Source organism: Parasphingorhabdus pacifica (genome assembly GCF_054779195.1).
The window spans coordinates 25,249-44,668 of sequence record NZ_BAAGYS010000002.1 but is presented as its reverse complement, the minus strand read 5'-3'; the positions used below and the strand labels follow the sequence as shown (position 1 = coordinate 44,668).

General features: G+C 69.3%; 21 protein-coding genes. 18 read left to right on the top strand and 3 right to left on the bottom strand.

Annotation, left to right across the window (positions count from 1 at the left end; all coding sequences use genetic code 11):
- Nucleotides 1–25 precede the first annotated feature (25 nt).
- On the top strand, nt 26–1,657 hold the full coding sequence (locus ACYVAN_RS00205; RefSeq protein ID WP_460954247.1) for a sensor histidine kinase: 1,632 nt from the start codon (nt 26–28) through the stop codon (nt 1,655–1,657).
- The gene (locus tag ACYVAN_RS00200; RefSeq protein ID WP_460954245.1) at nt 1,654–2,334 is read left to right on the top strand and encodes a response regulator; all 681 of its coding nucleotides are present in this window, start codon (nt 1,654–1,656) and stop codon (nt 2,332–2,334) included. The genes ACYVAN_RS00205 and ACYVAN_RS00200 overlap by 4 nt, the downstream gene beginning before the upstream one ends.
- Before the next feature lie 7 nt (nt 2,335–2,341).
- Here ACYVAN_RS00200 and ACYVAN_RS00195 read toward each other — a convergent pair whose 3' ends face one another.
- The gene (locus ACYVAN_RS00195; protein ID WP_460954243.1) at nt 2,342–2,950 is read right to left on the bottom strand and encodes a TetR/AcrR family transcriptional regulator; all 609 of its coding nucleotides are present in this window, start codon (nt 2,948–2,950) and stop codon (nt 2,342–2,344) included.
- 170 nt (nt 2,951–3,120) lie between these two features.
- On the opposite strand from ACYVAN_RS00195, the gene ACYVAN_RS00190 reads away from it, so the two are divergent.
- A complete protein-coding gene (locus ACYVAN_RS00190; protein ID WP_460954241.1) occupies nt 3,121–4,494 on the top strand; it encodes a carboxypeptidase regulatory-like domain-containing protein in 1,374 nt (457 codons plus the stop codon).
- A gap of 111 nt (nt 4,495–4,605) precedes the next feature.
- Here the strand turns inward: ACYVAN_RS00190 and soxR are convergent, their stop codons facing one another.
- Nucleotides 4,606–5,064, bottom strand: a complete 459-nt coding sequence (soxR, locus tag ACYVAN_RS00185; protein ID WP_460954239.1) for a redox-sensitive transcriptional activator SoxR — start codon at nt 5,062–5,064, stop codon at nt 4,606–4,608.
- Between the two features lie 190 nt (nt 5,065–5,254).
- Here soxR and ACYVAN_RS00180 point away from each other — a divergent pair, with 190 nt between their 5' ends.
- From ACYVAN_RS00180 to hisI, 7 genes are all read left to right on the top strand, one after another.
- Nucleotides 5,255–5,971 (top strand): thiamine pyrophosphate-dependent enzyme, encoded by a 717-nt coding sequence (locus tag ACYVAN_RS00180; RefSeq protein WP_460954237.1) that lies wholly within the window; start codon nt 5,255–5,257, stop codon nt 5,969–5,971.
- A complete protein-coding gene (locus tag ACYVAN_RS00175; RefSeq protein WP_460954235.1) occupies nt 5,968–6,909 on the top strand; it encodes a transketolase family protein in 942 nt (313 codons plus the stop codon). The genes ACYVAN_RS00180 and ACYVAN_RS00175 overlap by 4 nt, the downstream gene beginning before the upstream one ends.
- Nucleotides 6,910–6,956: 47 nt before the next feature.
- Nucleotides 6,957–7,586, top strand: coding sequence for an imidazole glycerol phosphate synthase subunit HisH (hisH, locus tag ACYVAN_RS00170; protein WP_460954233.1), 630 nt, complete (start codon nt 6,957–6,959; stop codon nt 7,584–7,586).
- The gene (locus ACYVAN_RS00165; protein WP_460954231.1) at nt 7,583–7,795 is read left to right on the top strand and encodes a hypothetical protein; all 213 of its coding nucleotides are present in this window, start codon (nt 7,583–7,585) and stop codon (nt 7,793–7,795) included. Before hisH ends, ACYVAN_RS00165 begins: the two co-directional genes overlap by 4 nt.
- 72 nt (nt 7,796–7,867) lie before the next feature.
- A complete protein-coding gene (priA, locus tag ACYVAN_RS00160; RefSeq protein ID WP_460954229.1) occupies nt 7,868–8,599 on the top strand; it encodes a bifunctional 1-(5-phosphoribosyl)-5-((5-phosphoribosylamino)methylideneamino)imidazole-4-carboxamide isomerase/phosphoribosylanthranilate isomerase PriA in 732 nt (243 codons plus the stop codon).
- 133 nt (nt 8,600–8,732) lie between these two features.
- Nucleotides 8,733–9,506, top strand: a complete 774-nt coding sequence (hisF, locus tag ACYVAN_RS00155) for an imidazole glycerol phosphate synthase subunit HisF (protein WP_460954227.1) — start codon at nt 8,733–8,735, stop codon at nt 9,504–9,506.
- Nucleotides 9,503–9,859 carry a phosphoribosyl-AMP cyclohydrolase gene (gene hisI / locus ACYVAN_RS00150; RefSeq protein WP_460954225.1) on the top strand — a complete coding sequence of 119 codons (357 nt, stop codon included), beginning with the start codon at nt 9,503–9,505 and terminating at the stop codon, nt 9,857–9,859. The genes hisF and hisI overlap by 4 nt, the downstream gene beginning before the upstream one ends.
- A 14-nt stretch (nt 9,860–9,873) precedes the next feature.
- Here the strand turns inward: hisI and ACYVAN_RS00145 are convergent, their stop codons facing one another.
- Entirely contained in the window at nt 9,874–10,500 is a 627-nt protein-coding gene (locus tag ACYVAN_RS00145) for a TetR/AcrR family transcriptional regulator (protein ID WP_460954223.1), read from the bottom strand.
- Between the two features lie 82 nt (nt 10,501–10,582).
- On the opposite strand from ACYVAN_RS00145, the gene ACYVAN_RS00140 reads away from it, so the two are divergent.
- From ACYVAN_RS00140 to ACYVAN_RS00105, 8 genes are all read left to right on the top strand, one after another.
- A complete protein-coding gene (locus ACYVAN_RS00140) occupies nt 10,583–12,154 on the top strand; it encodes an anthranilate synthase component I (protein WP_460954221.1) in 1,572 nt (523 codons plus the stop codon).
- Nucleotides 12,135–12,743: a Trp biosynthesis-associated membrane protein gene (locus tag ACYVAN_RS00135; RefSeq protein WP_460954219.1), complete on the top strand. Its 609-nt coding sequence runs from the start codon at nt 12,135–12,137 to the stop codon at nt 12,741–12,743. The genes ACYVAN_RS00140 and ACYVAN_RS00135 overlap by 20 nt, the downstream gene beginning before the upstream one ends.
- 241 nt (nt 12,744–12,984) lie before the next feature.
- On the top strand, nt 12,985–13,794 hold the full coding sequence (gene trpC / locus ACYVAN_RS00130; protein ID WP_460954217.1) for an indole-3-glycerol phosphate synthase TrpC: 810 nt from the start codon (nt 12,985–12,987) through the stop codon (nt 13,792–13,794).
- A gap of 13 nt (nt 13,795–13,807) precedes the next feature.
- Nucleotides 13,808–15,109 (top strand): tryptophan synthase subunit beta, encoded by a 1,302-nt coding sequence (trpB, locus tag ACYVAN_RS00125; RefSeq protein ID WP_460954216.1) that lies wholly within the window; start codon nt 13,808–13,810, stop codon nt 15,107–15,109.
- Nucleotides 15,106–15,900 (top strand): tryptophan synthase subunit alpha, encoded by a 795-nt coding sequence (trpA, locus tag ACYVAN_RS00120; RefSeq protein ID WP_460954214.1) that lies wholly within the window; start codon nt 15,106–15,108, stop codon nt 15,898–15,900. Before trpB ends, trpA begins: the two co-directional genes overlap by 4 nt.
- Nucleotides 15,901–16,003: 103 nt before the next feature.
- Nucleotides 16,004–17,170, top strand: a complete 1,167-nt coding sequence (gene lgt, locus ACYVAN_RS00115; RefSeq protein WP_460954212.1) for a prolipoprotein diacylglyceryl transferase — start codon at nt 16,004–16,006, stop codon at nt 17,168–17,170.
- A 249-nt stretch (nt 17,171–17,419) separates the two neighbouring features.
- Complete coding sequence (locus ACYVAN_RS00110) at nt 17,420–18,181, top strand: alpha/beta fold hydrolase (protein WP_460954210.1); 762 nt, start codon at nt 17,420–17,422, stop codon at nt 18,179–18,181.
- Nucleotides 18,181–19,419 carry a cytochrome P450 gene (locus ACYVAN_RS00105; protein WP_460954208.1) on the top strand — a complete coding sequence of 413 codons (1,239 nt, stop codon included), beginning with the start codon at nt 18,181–18,183 and terminating at the stop codon, nt 19,417–19,419. Before ACYVAN_RS00110 ends, ACYVAN_RS00105 begins: the two co-directional genes overlap by 1 nt.
- The last annotated feature ends 1 nt before the right edge of the window (nt 19,420 follow it).

Genomic DNA, 19,420 nt, shown 5'->3' with positions numbered 1-19,420 from the left:
GGCGCGGGCCACGAGGCAGGTAACCGTGGAGACGTTGCGCCGATCCAGCGGGCGTGACTGGTTCGGTCGCCTCGCCCGTGGCTGGAGCCTCGCCAGGCAGCTTTTCGTCCTCCAGATCGTCGTCGTGACCGCCGTCGTGCTGGCAGGTGCGGGACTCGCCTGGTACGAGGCGCAACGGCGCACGCGGGAAGCCGCGATCGACGAGGTGGTGGCCGTCGCGCACACCCTGGCGGCCCAACCCGGAGTTCGCTCGGCACTCGATTCCCCGAACCCTTCGCGTTCGCTGCAGCCGTTGGCCGAGACCGTGCGCGCCGACACCGGTGTCGCCTTCATCACGATCATGAACCCGGAGGGCATCAGGTACACCCATCCCGACCCCGAGCGGATCGGTCGCCCCTTCGTCGGGCACATCGACCGCGCCCGGGCGGGTCACGTGCTCACCGAGACCTACACGGGAACGCTGGGTCCTTCGGTGCGGGCGGTCGTCCCGGTGCTCGACGGGACGGGGGGTGTGCACGGCATGGTGGCCGTGGGCATCACTGTGAAGCGGGTCAGTGCGGAGGTGCGGGAGCAGGTGAGCGCCCTCGCCCTCGTCGCGCTCGCGGCCGTCCTGGTGGGCGCCGTGGCGACCTATCTCGTCGGTGCGCGGCTCCGCAGGCACACCCATGGCCTGCGGCCTGCCGAGTTGAGCCGCATGTACGAGTACCACGACGCGATCCTGCACGCGGTGCGCGAAGGATTGCTGCTGGTTTCGCCGAGCGGGCAGGTGACGATGTGCAACGACGGTGCGGCCGAGCTGCTCTCGCTCGATCCCGCCGGTGTGGAGGGGTCGCCGGTGTCCGCGCTCGGACTGCCGGAGTCCCTGGTCCGGACGCTCGCCACGCGGGGCCCGATCCGCGACGCGGTCCACCTGACCGACGACCGCGTACTGCTGGTCAACGTCTCGGCGGTACGAAGCGCGGGGCGCGACCTCGGTACCGTCGTGACCCTGCGGGACCACACCGAGCTGCAGGCCCTCAGCGGCGAGCTCAACTCGATGCGGGGCTTCGCCGAGTCGTTGCGCTCCCAGGCGCACGAGTCGGCCAACCGGTTGCACGCGATCGTCTCGCTGATCGAGCTCGGACGCACCGAGCAGGCGGTGGAATTCGCCACCGCCGAGCTCGCCCTGGCACAGCAGCTCACCGACCGGGTGGTCGGTGCTGTCGCCGAACCGGTGCTGGCGGCGGTGCTGCTGGGCAAGAACGCGGAAGCCGGCGAGCGGGGGGTCGAGGTGATCCTCACCGAGGACACCGAGGTGAGCGAAGACGACCTCGAGCACATCGATGCGCGCGATCTCGTCACGATCGTCGGCAATCTGATCGACAACGCGGTGGAGGCCACCCTGGAGGGGACCCGGGACGGGGTCGGACCCCGCGTTCTGGTGACGGCGCGCTCCACGCCGGACGAGCTGCTGATCCGCATCGCCGACAACGGGCGCGGCATCGATCCGACCGCGAACCGGTCGGTGTTCGAGCGCGGCTGGTCGACGCGGGAGGAAGGGCGCGGTCTCGGCCTTGCCCTGGTGGGGCAGGCCGTGCGCCGGTATGGAGGTGACCTGGAGGTCACCGACGAGGGTGGTGCGGTGTTCACCGTCCGGCTGCCTGCGGAGCGATCATGATCTCGGTGTTGGTGGTCGAGGACGACCCGGTCGCGTGCGAGGCCCACGAGCTCTGCGTGAACCGGATCGAGGGCTTCGAGGTCGTCGGCCGGGCGCACACCGGCCAGCAGGCGCTCCGGTCGCTGGAGGCCACTCCGGTGGACCTGGTGCTGCTGGATCTGCGCCTGCCGGACATGGACGGCCTGCAGGTGGCGCGCGCGTTGCGCAACGCGGGCAGCGGAGCCGACGTGATCGCGGTGACCTCGGCGCGTGACCTCAAGATCGTCCGCGACTCGGTCGCCAGCGGCGTCGTGCAGTACCTGCTCAAACCCTTCACCTTCGCCGCGATGCGGGAGAAGCTGGTGCACTACGCGCGTTTCCGGGAGAGCCTCGGGCACGATCGGGAGGCCAGTGGCCAGCACGAGATCGATCGCGCGTTCTCGTCGCTGCGGGAAGTCGATCGGAGCTCGATGCCGAAAGGCATGGGGGAGGAGACGTTGGCCGCGATCGTTTCGGTGTTGCGGGCCAGCCCGGAGGGCGCTTCGGCGGGCGAAGTCGGGGAACGGGCGGGGGTGTCCCGGGTGACCGCCCGTCGCTATCTGGAGTACCTCGTCGATCACGGCACCGTGGTGCGGCGACCGCAGTACGGCGGCGTGGGGCGCCCGGAGATGACCTACGTGTGGGATTCCGAGGTGTGAACGCCGTTCAGTCGTCCCGAAGGCCGTCGGCGAGCCGGCCGAACGCGTCTTCGAGCACGGGGACGGCGGTGGTTTCCGCCGTTTCCATCGCCGTTTCCATCGTGACCCGCAGGGTCGCCATCGAGGTGGCGGCGACGAGCCGGGGGTGGAAGTTCTCGGGTCTCGCTCCCGTCCGGAGGGCGACGCCTTCGCGCACCGCTCGCTCCAGCGCGTGCGTGCTGACCACGGCTCGGTGCAGCAGGGCGGGGTGCTCGCCGAGCAGCGCGTTGCGCGCGTGCCAGGTGGAATTCTGCGTCGCGTCGTCGAGCATGCCGCTGAGCACCTCGCGCACGGCACTGAGGGTGTCCTCGGCATCGGGCCGTCGCGCGATCAGTTCCGGTGTCGCCTCGATGGTCTCGGGGTCCCAGGGCGCGAGCACTTCCTCCTTCGTGCCGAAGTAGTTGAAGAAGGTGCGCGGTGAGACGTCGGCGGCGGCGCAGATGTCGTCGATCGTGACCGAGTCGGGGCCGCGCTCGCCGAACAGATCGATGGCCGCTTCCTGCAGCGCTCTCCTGGTCGCGCGCTTCTTGCGCTCACGCAGGCCGGGGGCGGTGTTGTTCTTGCGGGTCGTGCTCAACTGCTCAATCCGTTCGACGTGTGCGGTGGAGTCGGAATGGTAGTCCCGGCCGGCCCGCCGTGGGCGGTCTGCCCGATTCTAACCCAAGGTGCAGTTGTGCAATTTTGCATTGACTGCACTTCTGCTAGTCTGAGGCCCGCCGAAGACCGGGGAATCGTGTGAGGAGTCGGGTGTCCGAGAAGGAGCAGTCAGCAGCCGCGTCCGGTGGCGCCGAGGCGCCACCATCGGTGTTCCGAACCCTGGCTTCGACGCTGTGGTTCCCGGTGTTCTTCGTGATCGGCTTCCTGGTCTGCTACCTCGTGCCCTTCCACGCGCCGGCGCCGCACAACGTCCCGGTCGCGATCGTCGGGCAGCAAGCCGCCGCAACCGCGACCGAGAAGATGAACGAGCGCGCGCCGGATTCGTTCGACGTGACCGCGGTCGACACCCCCGGCGCGGCTCGCGAAGCGATCAGTGATCGCGAGGTCATCGCCGCCTACGACCCCACGACACGGGAGCTGTTCACCGCAGGTGCCAACGGGAAGGCGCTCCAGCAGGTCCTGCTGCCCGCCTTCACCCGGCAGACGCCGAACGGTCCCGCGCCGCCCACCGTCGTGGACCTGGTGCCGACAGCGACCGGCGACGTGATGGGCACCGGGTTGTTCTACGTGGTCATCACCATGAACCTGGTCGGCTACATCGCGGTGATGATGCTGCTTCGCGCGACGACGCTGACCACTCGGGTCAAGCTGGCCGCGCTGGCCGGAGTCGGTGCGTTCGCCTCCGTGGCGTCCTACCTGGTCGCTCTGGGGCTCGATGTGATCACCAACCATCTGGGGGTGCTGGTCGTCGGGTTCCTGCTCACCCAGGCGGTCTCCTGGGTGACCTTCGGGCTGGTGCCCTGGGTCAAGCAGTTCATTCCCGGTGTGGCGATGGGACTGTTCGTGATGCTGAGCATCCCGTCCAGCGGCGGCGCGATCCCGAAGGAGATGGTGCCCGAGTTCTTCCAGGTGTTGCACCCGATCATGCCGATGGGCAACGCCGTCGAAGCGATGCGCGGGCTGCTCTACTTCGACGGGACCGGGACGGCTCACGGGGTGGCGGTCCTGCTCGGCTGGCTGGTGCTGGGCGCGGTGCTGATCGGAATCGACGCCCACCGGAAGCGCGGGGCCGAATCCGCGGTCGAGGAATCCGCGGTCGAGGGATCGGAGCCCGCCGCCCTCGCGCCTGCCGCCGAGATCGCGGACCCGCTGCTCACCGCGCCGGAGTCGACCCATGAACGCGACGCGCTCGCGGGCACGGTCTCGGATCGTGCGGGTGCGGCGATCGAGGGTGCGATGGTCACGATCACCGACGCCTCCGGCCGGCAGCTCGCGCACGTGCGCACTGCGGTCGACGGCCGCTACACGGTCCGCGAACTGCCCGAGCGACACGTGACCGTGGTGGTATCCACGCGTGGGCACCGGCCTTCGGTCGAGCAGGTTCACCTGACCGTCCACGGTGCGCGCCAGGACTTCGTGCTCGAGGACAAGGAAGCCGCGCACGCCACAGCAGTCACCGGCTGAGTCGGTCGGGCGAAACTCGCGGCCGGGGGAGGCGAAGCCGGTGAGCCGGGGCGCGGGTCGGGCGCGAGTCGGGCCTCGACCGGCGCGTGAGCCGGTTACGGACTCAGTGGCTCAGTGCCGGTCGGATACCGGTGTCAGTATCGGTGAGCCCGGCCCGTACTCGGCCATCTGATCGTCGGCGTTGTTGAGTGTGCAGGTCCGCAGGGAGAGGCAGCCGCAGCCGATGCAGCCGGTGAGCCGGTCCCGAAGGCGTTGCAGCCCGTCGATCCGCGCGTCGAGTTCATCCCGCCAGCCCTTCGAGAGCCGCGTCCAGTCGGCTTTGGTCGGTGCGTGGTCGGTCGGTAGTGTGGCGAGTGCTTCGGAGATCTGTTCCAGGCTCAGGCCGACGCGTTGCGCGGCGCGGATGAACGCCAGCCTGCGCAGGATCGCGCGGTGGTATCGGCGCTGGTTCCCGCCGGTCCGGGTGGAGGTGATGAGGCCGCGCTGCTCGTAGAACCGAAGTGCGGTCCGAGCGACACCGCTGCGGCTGGAGACGTCACCGATGGTCAGCAACTCTGGAAGTTTCGGCACGTCGCGAGCATAGCCGAAGACCTCTAGTTATGTGGAGACTTTCGTGGGCGGGCGCGTGTCGGATGCTCGCGTCACTCCGCGCCCCGTGCTGCGTCCGGTCTGTGCTCGCGGCAACGGGGAATCGTTGCGGCGCAGCGGATTCCGGAAAGTCCTTGACTTCAAGTGAACTCGAAGTCTGAGGATCGTGCACATGACGATGACGACGCGATCACCCGAGCAACGGGTCGAATTCGACGAGCTGCCCGGCCTGATCAGCAGGATGACCGGCGACGAGAAGCACTCCTGGGCCGCCAACTCGACTCTCGACGCGCTCTGGGTGCTCTACGACCAGGTGCTGTCGATCGAGCCCGACAACGCGACCTCCCCGGAACGGGACCGGTTCCTGCTCTCCAAGGGACACGGTCCGATGGCCTACTACGCGGTCCTGGCGGCCAAGGGCTTCCTCGACCCCGGCGAACTCGACCGGTGGTCCCGGTTCGATTCCCGGCTGGGACAGCACCCCGACCGAGTGGTGGCTCCGGGAGTCGAGATCGCCAGCGGCTCCCTCGGTCACGGACTGCCGCTCGCGGTCGGCACCACGCTGGGACTCCGCGCGCAAGGACGCACCGAGCCCCGGGTCGTCGTCCTGGTTGGCGATGCCGAACTCGACGAAGGCAGCAACCACGAGGCAATCGCGATCGCGGGGCGGTTGCGGCTCGGTCGCCTGACCACCGTGATCGTGGACAACGCGTCGGCCACCCACGGATGGCCAGGCGGAATCGCGGACCGGTTCAGCCGCGAGGGCTGGGTCCACCACGTGGTCGACGGCCGCGACCACGAAGCCCTGCGCGGGGCACTGACCGACACCCGCCGGGAACAGCCGCTCGCCGTGGTCGCCACGGTCGAACCGCGAGGAGTGAAGGAATGACCACGATCGCCGATTCCACTGCCACCATGCGCGACACCTTCGTCGAAACGGTCGACGCCGCACTGGACACCGACGAGCGGTTGGCCGTCGTGCTCGCGGACATCTCCTCCGACCGCTTCGCCGACACGGCCGAGCGGCACCCCGACCGGATCCTCAACGTGGGCATCCGGGAGCAGGCCATGATGGGCGTGGCCGGGGGACTGGCGCTGGCCGGGATGCGGCCGGTCGTGCACACCATCACGCCGTTCCTGGTGGAGCGCCCGTTCGAACAGATCAAGCTGGACCTCAACCACCAGGGTGTGGGTGCCGTTCTGGTCAGCACCGGGGCTTCCTACGACTATCCCGGAGCCGGACGGACGCACATGGCACCGGGTGACGTGGCGCTGCTGGACACGCTGCCCGGTTGGACCGTGCACGTGCCGGGGCACCCGGCGGAGGTTCCCGGGATGCTCGCGGACGCGTTCGCCGGGGACGGTCCCGTCTACCTGCGGCTGTCCGACCGGACCAATGCCGAACCGCGGCCCGGCGGGCTCCACGTCGTCCGGACCGGTGGGCGAGGTGTCGTGGTCGCCATCGGACCGATGCTCGATCCGGTACTGGCGGCCACCGCCGGGACGGACGTCACGGTGCTCTACACGGCGACCGCGCGTCCGTTCGACCGGGCCGGACTACGCCGAGCGGTGCTCGAGTCCGCACCCGCCGTCGTACTGGTCGAGCCCTACCTGAGGGGGACGTCCAGCCACCTGGTCGGCGAGGCGTTGAGCGACGTGCCGCACCGGCTGCTCGGGTTGGGTGTCCGCCGAGAACCGGAGGTCCGCTCCTACGGCACCGCCGCGGAGCACGAGGCCGCGCACGGACTCGCCCCGGCGGGTATCGCCGCTTCGGTGCGCGCGTTCCTCGACGGCGCGGGCCCGGACGGCGGGCCCGCTGGGTGGTGAGCAACACGGCTGCCGAAGGTCCCCGGCCTCGCAGGTAGTCTGGGGCCGTGGCACGAGTCGTCGTACTGGACTACGGATCAGGCAACCTGCGTTCCGCCGAACGCGCGCTGGAGCGTGCGGGCGCCGACGTCGAGGTGACCTCGGATCATCGCGCCGCGACCGAAGCGGACGGTCTCGTCGTCCCCGGTGTCGGCGCGTTCGCCGCGTGCATGACCGGTCTGCTCGACGCGGGCGGTGACAAGATCATCGATCGGCGGCTGGCGGGCGGCCGCCCGGTGCTGGGCATCTGCGTGGGAATGCAGGTGCTGTTCGACGGCGGTGTCGAGCACGGGGTGCAGGCCGACGGGTGCGGGCAGTGGCCCGGCACTGTCGAGCGGCTCCGGGCGGACGTGTTGCCGCACATGGGTTGGAACGAGGTTTCGGCGCCGGAGGGAACCGAGCTGTTCGCCGGGATCGAGCCGGGTACCCGGTTCTACTTCGTGCACTCCTTCGCCGTGCGCGAGTGGGAGATACCGCCCTCCGAGGCGCTCGTTCCGGCACGGGTCACGTGGGCCGAGCACGGTGAGCCGTTCGTGGCCGCCGTGGAGAACGGTGCTCTGATGGCCACCCAGTTCCACCCGGAGAAGTCCGGTGAAGCGGGCGCGCGGCTGCTGCGCAACTGGCTGGGCACGCTGTGAGCGCGCGACGGCACGGGCTGATGCGCCCGGGTGGCGGGTCGAGGTTGATCGCCCTGCTGCTCGTGATCGGGATGATCGCCGGGTTCTCGGCGACCTACTTGGTGCAAGCCGGTGTGCCCACCTGGCTCGTACTGCTGGCCGTGGTCCTCGTGGTGCTCGTTCCGATCGTGTCCGCCGCCCGCCCCGGCAAGGACGGCCGGAACGGCTGATCCGACGCTGAGCTGGGGTGACGTGCGTGACCACCCGGTCACTGCCCACGAGTGGTCTCGTAGGGTTGACGCGTGACTTTCACCCTTCTTCCCGCCGTCGACGTTGCTGATGGACAAGCGGTCCGCCTCGTGCAGGGCGCGGCCGGTACCGAGACCTCTTACGGAGATCCGCTGGAGGCGGCCCTGGCCTGGCAGCGGGCGGGGGCGGAGTGGATCCACCTCGTCGACCTCGATGCCGCGTTCGGTCGCGGCACCAACCGCGAGCTGCTCGCCGACGTGGTTTCCCGGTTGGATGTCGACGTGGAGCTCTCCGGTGGAATCCGCGACGACGACTCGCTGGAAGCCGCGCTGGCCACCGGTTGCCGGCGCGTGAACCTCGGTACCGCCGCGCTGGAGAACCCCGAGTGGGCGGACGAGGTCGTCGGTCGATACGGCGACCGGGTGGCCGTGGGTCTGGACGTCCGGATCACCGACGAGGGCCACCGGCTCGCCGCTCGCGGATGGACCAAGGACGGCGGCGACCTCTGGGAGGTGCTGAACCGGTTGGACCGGGCCGGGTGCTGCCGCTACGTAGTGACCGACGTCAGCAAGGACGGCACGCTGCGCGGCCCGAACGTCGAGCTGCTGCGCGAAGTCTGCTCGCGGACCGAATCGCCGGTGGTCGCCTCCGGCGGAGTGTCCAGTGTGGATGACCTGGTCGCGTTGTCGAAGCTCGCACCGGTCGGTCTGGAGGGGTCGATCGTCGGCAAGGCGTTGTACGCGGGCAATTTCACGCTCGAAGAGGCGCTCGCGGCGGTTCGCTGACCGGGACCGGCGCAGGGAGGTCCCCGCCCTGCGCGGTGGGGAACACCGGACACCGCCCGTCGGCCGCGCGCACCTGGCGGGCATCGTCCGGCCTGTGCGCACGGCTGCCGCGGCTCGCCTCTACCCTGGAGGCATGGCTGTCGCGGTACGTGTGATCCCCTGCCTGGACGTCGACCAGGGGCGGGTGGTCAAGGGCGTCAACTTCACCAACCTCGTCGACGCGGGCGACCCAGTCGAACTCGCCGAGGTCTACGACGGGGAAGGCGCCGACGAACTGACCTTCCTCGACGTCACCGCCTCCTCGTCGGACCGGGAGACGACGTTCGACGTGGTGCGTCGCACCGCCGAACAGGTGTTCATTCCGCTCACCGTCGGCGGTGGCGTGCGCAGCCCGGAGGACATCGACCGGCTGCTGCGCGCCGGCGCGGACAAGGTGAGCCTGAACACGGCCGCGATCTCCCGACCCGAACTCCTGCTGGAATCCTCCCGGCGGTTCGGGGCCCAGTGCGTCGTGCTCTCGGTCGACGCCAGGCGGGTGCCGGAGGGCGGTGAGCCGACACCTTCCGGGTACGAGGTCACCACCCACGGTGGCCGGCGCGGTACCGGCATCTGCGCGGTGGACTGGGCTCGTCGGGGGCAGGAACTGGGCGTGGGCGAGATCCTGCTGAACTCGATGGACGCGGACGGGACCAAGGCCGGTTTCGACCTGGAGATGATCCGCGCCGTGCGCGAGGTGGTGGAGGTTCCGCTGATCGCAAGCGGTGGTGCCGGGGAGGTCGAGCACTTCGCTCCCGCCGTGCACGCCGGTGCCGACGCGGTCCTCGCCGCCAGCGTTTTCCACTTCGGACAGTTGCGGATCGGCGAGGTCAAGCACGCCATGCGTGCGGAAGGGATCACGGTTCGATGAGCGGGACCGGACTGGACCCGGCGATCGCCGACCGGCTCAAGCGCAACGAGGTGGGCCTCGTCGCGGCGATCGCGCAACGGCGCGGCACCGGCGAGGTGCTCATGATGGCCTGGATGGACGATGAAGCCCTGCACCGGACCTTAACCACTCGAAAGGGCACCTACTTCTCGCGCAGCCGGGGCAAGTACTGGGTCAAGGGCGAGAGCTCCGGGCACACCCAGCACGTGCACGAGGTCCGGCTCGACTGCGACGGCGACACGGTGCTGCTGATCGTCGATCAGGAGGGCGCCGCCTGCCACACCGGCGACGACACCTGCTTCGACGCCGATGTGCTGCTGGCCTCGGACGGGTGACGGTCATCCGTCCCTCAGCCGCCGATGCCGGTCACATCACCGGTGAGGTAGCGCTGCAGGCTCGGTGCGATGGCGGTGACCACCGTCTCGCGGTCGGCAGAGGCAAGTGGTTCCAGCCGGATAGTGTAGCGCATCATCCCGAGCCCCACGATCTGTGACCCGCAGAGCGCCGCCCGCAACTCGGGTTCGTCCGCGCGCAAGGTGGCGAGCAGCTTGCCGAACAGCACCCGCGAGACGAGATCGCGCAGCATCGCGGTCGCCGTCTCGTTCGAGGTGACGCTGCGGAGCAGCGCGATGAACTCGTCGCCGCCCGCCGTGTCCCACACGGTCAGGAACTGGCGCACGATGCGCTCGGCCAGCTCGTCGGTGGACCCGTCGAGCAGCTTGGGAATCACCTCGGCCGGGTCGATCGGGATGGAGATGGCGGCGGTGAACAGTCCTTCCTTGCCGCCGAACCAGTGATTGACCATGGCCGGGTCCACATCGGCTTTGGTCGCGATCGCTCGCACGGTCGCGCCGTCGTAGCCCTGTTCGATGAACACCGTCCTGGCCGCCTCCAGCAGCATGGCTCTGGTGTCCGTGCCGTTCGGGCGACGTCCACGCCGTTTCGGCTCCCGCGAGTCGTCGATGCCACCGCCCACCCGAACATCCTCCACGCACGGAGCTGCCGAGCGCAAAGAGACCACGCGCGAGCGTCCGCCGTCCGCGCGGCACAATGACGTCATGGTCGGTGACATCGGCAGCATCAATCTCGAACGCGAGGAGTTCCGCGCGCTTGCCGCGCACCACCGGGTGATCCCGGTCGTGCGTCGCCTGCTGGCGGATGACGAGACACCTCTCGGGGTGTACCGCAAACTGGCGGAGAACCGGACGGGAACGTTCCTGTTCGAGTCCGCCGAGAACGGGCGTTCGTGGTCGCGATGGTCGTTCATCGGCGCCCGCAGCGCCGCTGCGCTCACCGTTCGGGACGGAGAGGCGGTGTGGACGGGCACGCCGCCGGTCGGGTTGCCCGAGAGCGGCGATCCGCTGGAGGCGCTGCGCGAGACCGTCCGGTTGTTGCACACCGATCCGCTGCCCGGCATGCCACCGCTGACCGGTGGGATGGTCGGCTACCTCGGCTACGACAGCGTGCGCAGGATGGAACGCCTCCCGGACCTCACCGAGGACGACCTGCAGATCCCCGAGATGGTGATGCTGCTGGCCACCGACCTCGCTGCTCTGGACCACCACGAGGGCACGATCACGCTGATCGCGAACGCGGTGAACTGGGACGACAGTCCGGAGCGCGTGGATGCCGCCTACGACGACGCGGTGCGCCGCCTCGACGAGATGACCGAGCAGCTGTGCACGCCTGCCGCTCCGACGGTGGCCACGTTCGCCAGGACGCAACCGGACTTCACCCGTCGCCGGAAGCCCCAAGAGCACTACGACGCGGTGGAAAACGCGAAGGAGGCCATCCGGGCGGGTGAGGCGTTTCAGGTGGTCGTCTCGCAGCGCTTCGAGATGGAGACCGAGGCGGACGCGCTCGATGTCTACCGGGTGCTGCGCACCACCAACCCGAGCCCGTACATGTACCTGCTGCGGCTCGAAGCTCCCGATGGCGGGGAACCCTTCGACATCGTCGGTTCGAGCCCCGAATCGCTGGTCACGGTGCGCGACGGGCAGGCGACCACTCACCCGATCGCGGGCACTCGGTGGCGTGGTGGCGACGAGGACGAGGACGCGTTGCTGGGGAAGGAACTCATCAACGACGAAAAGGAACGCGCGGAACACCTCATGCTGGTGGACCTCGGCCGCAACGACCTCGGCAGGGTGTGCCGCCCGGGATCGGTGCACGTGGTCGACTTCTTCCGGATCGAACGCTACAGCCACGTGATGCACATCGTCTCCACGGTCACGGGCAAGCTGGCCGAAGGGCGGACCGCGTTCGACGCGATCGCCGCGTGCTTCCCCGCCGGGACCCTTTCGGGCGCCCCGAAACCGCGTGCCCTGGGGATCATCGAGGAGCTCGAGCCGACCCGCCGCGCGCAGTACGGCGGTGTGGTGGGTTATCTGGACTTCGCCGGGAACGCCGATACCGCCATCGCCATCCGTACCGCCCTCGTGCGCGCGGGCAAGGCGTACGTGCAGGCAGGTGGCGGGATCGTGGCCGACTCCGATCCGGTCGCCGAGGACGAGGAGTGCATGAACAAGGCTCGGGCGGTGCTGAACGCCGTCGCGACGGCCGGGACGTTGCGCGAGCCCGGCCGCAACACTCTGCCGACGGAGGAACGGGTTGACCGAGCACGCATCTGAGGAGCCGCGCCGGACCTCTCCGCGCCTGCTGGGGATCATCGTCCTGCTACTGCTGGCCGGGGCGGGGGTGCTGTGGAGTGCCAGCGCGTTGGGCTGGACCGCGCAGCGATTTCGCGGCGAGCTGTCCGGGGAGACGGCGGTCGAGCTGGCCGGGGCGGACGTGCGTCCCGAGCTCGTTCCGTTCGCGCTGCTGACGCTGGCCGCGATCGCCGCTGTGCTGGCGACCGGGGGGTGGCTGCGGCGTTCGGTGGGCTTGCTGATCGCCGCCGCCGGTGCCCTGGTCCTCACCCGATCGGTTAACGGGTGGAGCACCGGCTGGTCCGTCCGGCGCGGGGCGGGACCGGCCGGAAGCGAACCGGTCGGGGAACTCACGGTGAATCCGGTCGGCCCGTTGTTGATGACGGTCGGCGGTCTGGTGCTGGTCGTGGCCGGTGTGCTGGTCACCATTCGCGCTCGTCGGTTGCCCGCGATGGGTTCGAAGTACTCCGCACCACGTGCGCGGGAGGACCAGGCAAAAGACCCGGACCGGACGTTGTGGGAGGCACTGGACGCCGGTGCGGACCCGACCGCCGACGACCGGGAACGCTGAGCAGGCCGGCCCGAACAGCGAGTTCGAAGACCCGCCGCGACGGCGTGCAAGGGGCGAAGGTCCTTTCTGTGCTGGGACGTTCTACCGACCCCTTGCTCGTGCCGCGGTGCGGGCGGGTTTAGCATCGGCGATGCGGCCGGCACGGCGGGAAGGGGAGTGTCGTGATCGAGCGCAATGAATTCATCTGCGCAGACATCGACTCGTTCGGGGATGTTCGAGATACACACGGTGAGGTGTTCGCGTGAGCATTCTTGAAGCGATTGTCGAGGGTGTTCGTGAGGACTTGGCGGTCCGCGAAGCCCAGGTTCCGTTCGACGAAATCAAACAGCGTTCGGCGGCCACGCCGCCGCCGCACGACGCACTCGGGATTCTGCAGGCGCCGGGGGTCGGGGTCATCGCCGAGGTCAAGCGGCGCAGCCCGTCCAAGGGCGACCTGGCCGACATCGCCGAGCCCGAGGACCTGGCGGCCGGTTATGCGGCTGCGGGTGCCAGAGTGATCAGCGTGCTCACCGAGCAGCGCCGCTTCGGCGGCTCGCTCGCCGACTTCGACGCGGTTCGCGCCAAGGTGAGTGCTCCGCTGCTGCGGAAGGACTTCATCGTCAGCCCGTACCAGGTGCACGAGGCCAGGGCGCACGGTGCGGACATGGTGCTGCTGATCGTCGCGGCCCTGGAGCAGAACGCTCTGGAAGCGTTGTTGGACCGGGTGGAGTCGTTGGGCATGACCGCGCTGGTCGAGGTGCACACGGCGGAGGAAGCGGACCGCGCTCTGGAAGCCGGCGCCAAGGTCATCGGTATCAACGCGCGCAACCTGCACACGCTCGAAGTGGACCGCGAGGTCTTCGGCCGGATCGCGCCGGGCCTGCCCGCCGAGGTGGTCAAGGTCGCCGAGTCCGGAGTGCGCGGGCCCAGCGACCTGATGGCCTACGCGGGGTCGGGGGCCGACGCGGTCCTGGTGGGTGAAGGCCTGGTTACCAGTGATGACCCGCGGGCTGCGGTGACGCAGCTGGTCACGGCCGGTTCGCATCCGGCATGCCCGCGTCCGAGCCGGTGAGGGAGAGCGGAACATGGCAGTCGTTCGCGAGGTAGGGGCCGCGGAGAACGCTCGCGCGCATCGTCCCGGCAAGCCGGTGCCGGAAGGGCACGACCCGGACGAACGCGGCCACTTCGGTCCGTATGGTGGCCGGTTCATGCCGGAGGCGCTGATCGCGGCCCAGGACGAGCTGGCCGCCGAGTACGAGAAGGCGCAGGAGGATCCCGAGTACGTCGCCGAGCTGGCGGGCCTGCTCCGCGACTACGCGGGCAGGCCGTCTCCGCTGACCGAGGCGAAGCGGTTCGGCGAGCACGCGGGTGGAGCGCGGATCCTGCTCAAGCGGGAGGACCTCAACCACACCGGCTCCCACAAGATCAACAACGTGCTGGGTCAGGCGTTGCTGGTCAAGCGGATGGGCAAGCACCGGGTGATCGCCGAGACCGGCGCCGGGCAGCACGGGGTCGCGACGGCTACCGCGTGTGCGCTGCTCGGGCTCGAGTGCGTCGTCTACATGGGCGAGGTCGACACCAAGCGCCAGGCCCTGAACGTCGCCCGGATGCGGTTGCTCGGTGCCGAGGTGCGCCCGGTGGCGAACGGTTCGGCGACGCTGAAGGACGCGATCAACGAGGCGCTGCGCGACTGGGTGGCCAACGTCGCCGATACCCATTACCTGCTGGGGACCGCGGCGGGCGCCCACCCGTTCCCGCTCATGGTCCGGAACTACCACAAGATCATCGGCGAGGAGGCCCGCGAGCAGTCGCTCGCGGTGGCCGACCGGCTGCCGGACGCGGTCGCTGCCTGCGTGGGTGGCGGCTCCAACGCGATCGGCATCTTCCACGGGTTCATCGACGATCCGGACGTCCGCCTCGTCGGGTTCGAACCCGCCGGTCACGGTGTCGACAGTGGTGAGCACGGGGCCACCCTCACGCACGGAACGCCCGGGACGCTGCACGGTGCCCGGTCGTACCTGCTGCAGGACGACGACGGCCAGATCGCCGAGGCGTACTCGATCTCGGCCGGTCTCGACTACCCCGGTGTCGGTCCCGAACACGCGTACCTGAAGGATTCGGGTCGCGCCGAATACCGCTCGGTCGACGACGACCAAGCCATGCAGGCCTTCCAACTGCTCTCCCGCACCGAAGGCATCATCCCGGCGATCGAGTCGGCGCACGCGCTGGCGGGTGTGCTCGAACTCGGTCGCGAGCTCGGGCCGGAAGGTTTGATCGTGGTGAGCCTGTCCGGGCGAGGCGACAAGGACATGGACACCGCCGCGAAGTACTTCGGGCTCGTGCCCGAGGATGCCGAAGAGCACGACGAGGAAGGACGGGCGCGGTGAGCGTGCACGAGGTTTTCGCTACCTGCCGGGCTGAGAACCGCGCCGCGCTGATCGGTTACCTGCCTGCCGGGTACCCCTCGGTCGAGGGTTCGAAGGAGCTCTTCGACGCGATGCTCTCCGGCACGGGTGATGAGCCGGGCTGCGATCTCGTCGAGGTCGGCATCCCGTTCTCGGACCCCGTGATCGACGGGCCGACCATCCAGGCGGCCAGCGACAAGGCGCTGCGCAACGGGTTCCGGGTGCGGGACCTGTTCGATGTCGTGTCGTCGATTTCCTCGGCGGGGAAACACGCCGTGGTGATGACCTACTGGAACCCCGTGCACAGCTACGGTCCGGACGCGTTCGCCCGCGACCTCAAGGCTGCGGGTGGTCTGGGCGTGATCACGCCCGACCTGGTTCCGGACGAGGCCGACGAGTGGATGACCGCGACCGACGAGCACGGCCTGGACCGGATCTTCCTGGTGGCGCCTTCGTCGACCGAGCGTCGACTGGAAATGACGTCCAAGGCGGCTTCGGGATTCATCTACGCCACCTCGGTGATGGGCGTGACCGGCGCGCGGGATTCCGTCGGTGAGGCGGCCGCCGGTTTGGTGCGGCGAACTCGTGCCTACACGGACCTGCCGGTGGGCGTGGGGCTCGGTGTCCGGTCCGGTCGGCAAGCAGCCGAGGTCGCTTCGTTCGCCGATGGGGTCATCGTCGGATCGGCTTTCGTGACCCGCGCGGAGCAGGACGGGGTCGAGGGTGTTCGCGAGCTCGCTTCCGAGCTGGCTCGCGGCGTTCGTTCCCGCTGATCGTCCACGGCCCGGGTGAGACGTCCGGTGTGGTGTCACCCGAGATCGGGAGTTTTCCCGACCGGACATCGCGGCCCGCGGGCAACCGGATACGGTTGACCCCGTGAGTGCCCCGGTTACCGCCTCGGCGACGAGTTTCCTGGCCAATATCCCGAGCCCCCCGCAGGGCGTGTGGTATCTCGGCCCCGTGCCGTTGCGCGCTTACGCGCTGTGCATCATCGCGGGCGTCATCGTGGCCATCGTGTGGTCGGATCGCCGCTGGGTCGCCAGGGGCGGCCGCAAGGGCACGGTCACCGACATCGCCGTGTTCGCGGTTCCGTTCGGCCTCGTCGGTGGTCGGCTGTACCACGTGGCGACCGACTGGCACAAGTACTTCGGTCCGGACCGGAACCCGCTGGACGCACTGAAGGTGTGGGAAGGCGGCCTCGGCATCTGGGGCGCGGTCGCGCTCGGTGCAGTGGGTGCGTGGATCGGCTGCCGGCGGCGTCAGGTCCCGCTCCCGGCGTTCGCCGACGCGGTAGCCCCGGGCTTGGTGGTCGCTCAGGCCATCGGGCGGCTCGGCAACTGGTTCAATCAGGAACTCTACGGTGGCCCCACGGATCTTCCCTGGGGCTTGGAAATCTACCGCCGCGTCGATCCGGAGAGCGGTCTCGCCGATCCGATCGCGGGCGTGGCGATGGACAGCGCTCCGGTCGCCGTGGTGCACCCGACCTTCCTCTACGAGCTGCTGTGGAACCTCCTGGTGGCCGCTGTGGTGGTGCTCGCCGACCGGAAGTTCCGGATGGGGCACGGCAAGGTGTTCGCCCTCTACGTGGCGGGCTACACCTTCGGCCGGTTGTGGATCGAGATGATGCGCACCGACGAAGCCACCCACCTGCTCGGCGTGCGGATCAACGTCTTCACGTCGGTGGCGGTGTTCGCGCTCGCGGTGCTGTACCTGGTGTTCGTCCGGGGCAAGCGCGAGGAACCCTCGTTGCTGCGTGGCAAGCCGTTGCCCGGCGAGGAGGATGAGCATGACCTCGCGGCGGCGCGGGCAAGCGGAGCTTCCGCGACTTCGGCGGACGAATCGGACCCCACGCAGTCCGCGATATCCGACGACGGCGCGAGCGCCGGACCAGGCGATACCGAATCAGGCCAAAACGGAGCAGGTGAGGAGTCGAGCTCTGCTGCTTCCGGGAGTTCCGGGCCGGGTGAGGCAGGTTCCGATGCGGAGCAGGACGCCGCGACCGACCGGCAGTCGAAGGCGCAGACGAACGGCGACCACGGCTAGCGTTCGTTCCGGAAGTGAGCTCCGGCCGGGGCCCGGCCGGCCACCGAACTCCCGCCGACTGGGGCGGCCCCGCTTGGCCGGATGCCGCGATCGAAACGCTCGTCACTGATACGGGGATCGCGGTTCGGTGCCGACGAGTACCGGCCACGCTCGCACTCCCGCGTTGACAGGCAGTGTGCCCCGGGACACGATCACCCCGCACAGTGCCATCGCCAGCTCGCACCGGCGAGCGCAGCACGGGGAGGTTTCGTGGCGGACGAGGACTACGAGCGCTTTGGGAACGGTTCGCACGCCGTCCTCGCTTTGCACGGTTGGTTCGGATCGGCGACGTGCTGGGGAGCACTGCGGCCGCATCTGAACGGAGCGGAATTCAGCTACGCGTTTCCGAACTACCGCGGCTACGGATCCCGGCGAGCGGTCGAGGGGGATTACTCGATCGCCGAATCCGCGCGGGACGTGCTCGCGGCCGCCGATGACCTCGGATTCGACCGGTTCTCCCTGGTCGGGCACTCGATGGGTGGCAGCGTCATGCAGCGGGTGCTGGTCGACGCTCCCGAGCGGGTGCGTGCTCTGGTCGGCGTCGCGCCCGTCCCCGCGAGCGGGGTCCCGTTCGACGAGCAGGGGTGGGAGTTGTTCTCCGGCGCCGCGGAAGACCCCGGCAGTCGCAGGGCCATCGTCGACTTCACCACGGGAAATCGGCTGACCGGTGTGTGGCTGGACGAGGTGGTCGAACATTCGGTGCGCAATTCGGAGCCGCACGCCGTGGCCGGGCACCTGCGGGCCTGGGCGAAGACGGACTTCCGGGACGAGGTCGATGGCAACCCGGTGCCCATCAAGACCATCCTTGGCGAACACGACCCGGCGATGCCCGAGGAGATGATCCGGAAGACGTTCGGCAAGTGGTATCCGAACCTCGAAGTGGAGGTCATGCGCAACGCCGGGCACTACGCGATCGACGAAGTGCCCGTCGCGCTGGCGACCTCGATCGAGAACTTCCTCGCCGAGCACTGATGACCGCAGCCGACGTCTTCGATCCCAGGATCTTCGCCGCCGGGCTGCCGCACGAGCGTTTCCGGGTGTTGCGGGACACCGACCCGGTCAGCTGGCAGGACGAGCACGAGGTGCTCGGTTGGCCTGCTGGTCCGGGCTATTGGGCCGTCACCCGGTATGCGGATGTCCGGCACGTGCTTCGAACGCCCGAGGTCTTCTCCTCGTGGCTCGGCGCGACCCAGATTCGCGACCCGGAGACCGACGATCTGGCGTTCGTCCGGCGGATGATCCTGAACATGGATGCTCCGGAACACCAGCGGTTGCGCCGCGTGGTGGCCGCGGTGTTCACCCGGCGGCGGTTGGAACGCTCGGCCGAGCAGGTCGCCGAACGCGCGAGGGGACTGATCGACGCGGTCGCCCCGCGCGGACGGTGCGACCTGCCGACGGAGGTGACCGACGACTTCCCGCTGGCGAATCTCGCGGAGTTGCTCGGCGTGCCGCCGCACGACCGGGAACTGTTGTTGCGGTGGACGAACCGGGTCATCGGCTACCAGGATCCGGAACACGCCGAGGTGGTGCGGGACGCGGGCGGAAAGCCGCTCAACCCGCGTTCCCCGGCGATGTTGCAGGACATGTTCGCCTACGCGCAGGAACTCGCCGAGTACAAACGCGCACATCCCGGCGACGACCTGATGACCGCGCTGGTCAACGCCTCGGTGGACGGGCGTGGCCTGGACGACGCCGAGCTGAACATGTTCTTCTTCCTCGTGGTCATCGCGGGTAACGACACGGTGCGCAGTGCCCTTCCCGGCGGCGTACTGGCCCTGTTGGAGCATCCCGACCAGTATCGGAGGGTGCGGGCCGACCCGGAGCTGCTGCCGGGTGCGGTGGAGGAGATGCTGCGCTGGCACCCGCCGGTGCTGAGCTTCCGGCGCACGGCCTCCCGGGACACCGAGTTGAGTGGGACGCGCATCCGCGAGGGCGACAAAGTCGTCGTCTACCACGCGTCCGCGCACTTCGACGAGCGCGCGTTCGACGATCCGTTCCGTTTCGATCCGGCGCGTTCGCCGAACGATCACCTGGCTTTCGGGCAGGGGCCGCACCTGTGCCTCGGCGCGCACTTCGGCAGGTTGCAGCTGCGGGTGTTCTTCCGCGAGCTTTTGGACCGGTTACCCCGACTGGAACCGGACGGCGAGTCGCGCCGGTTGACGTCGAACTTCATCAACGGGATCACGCATCTGCCCGTTCGCTGGACGTGAG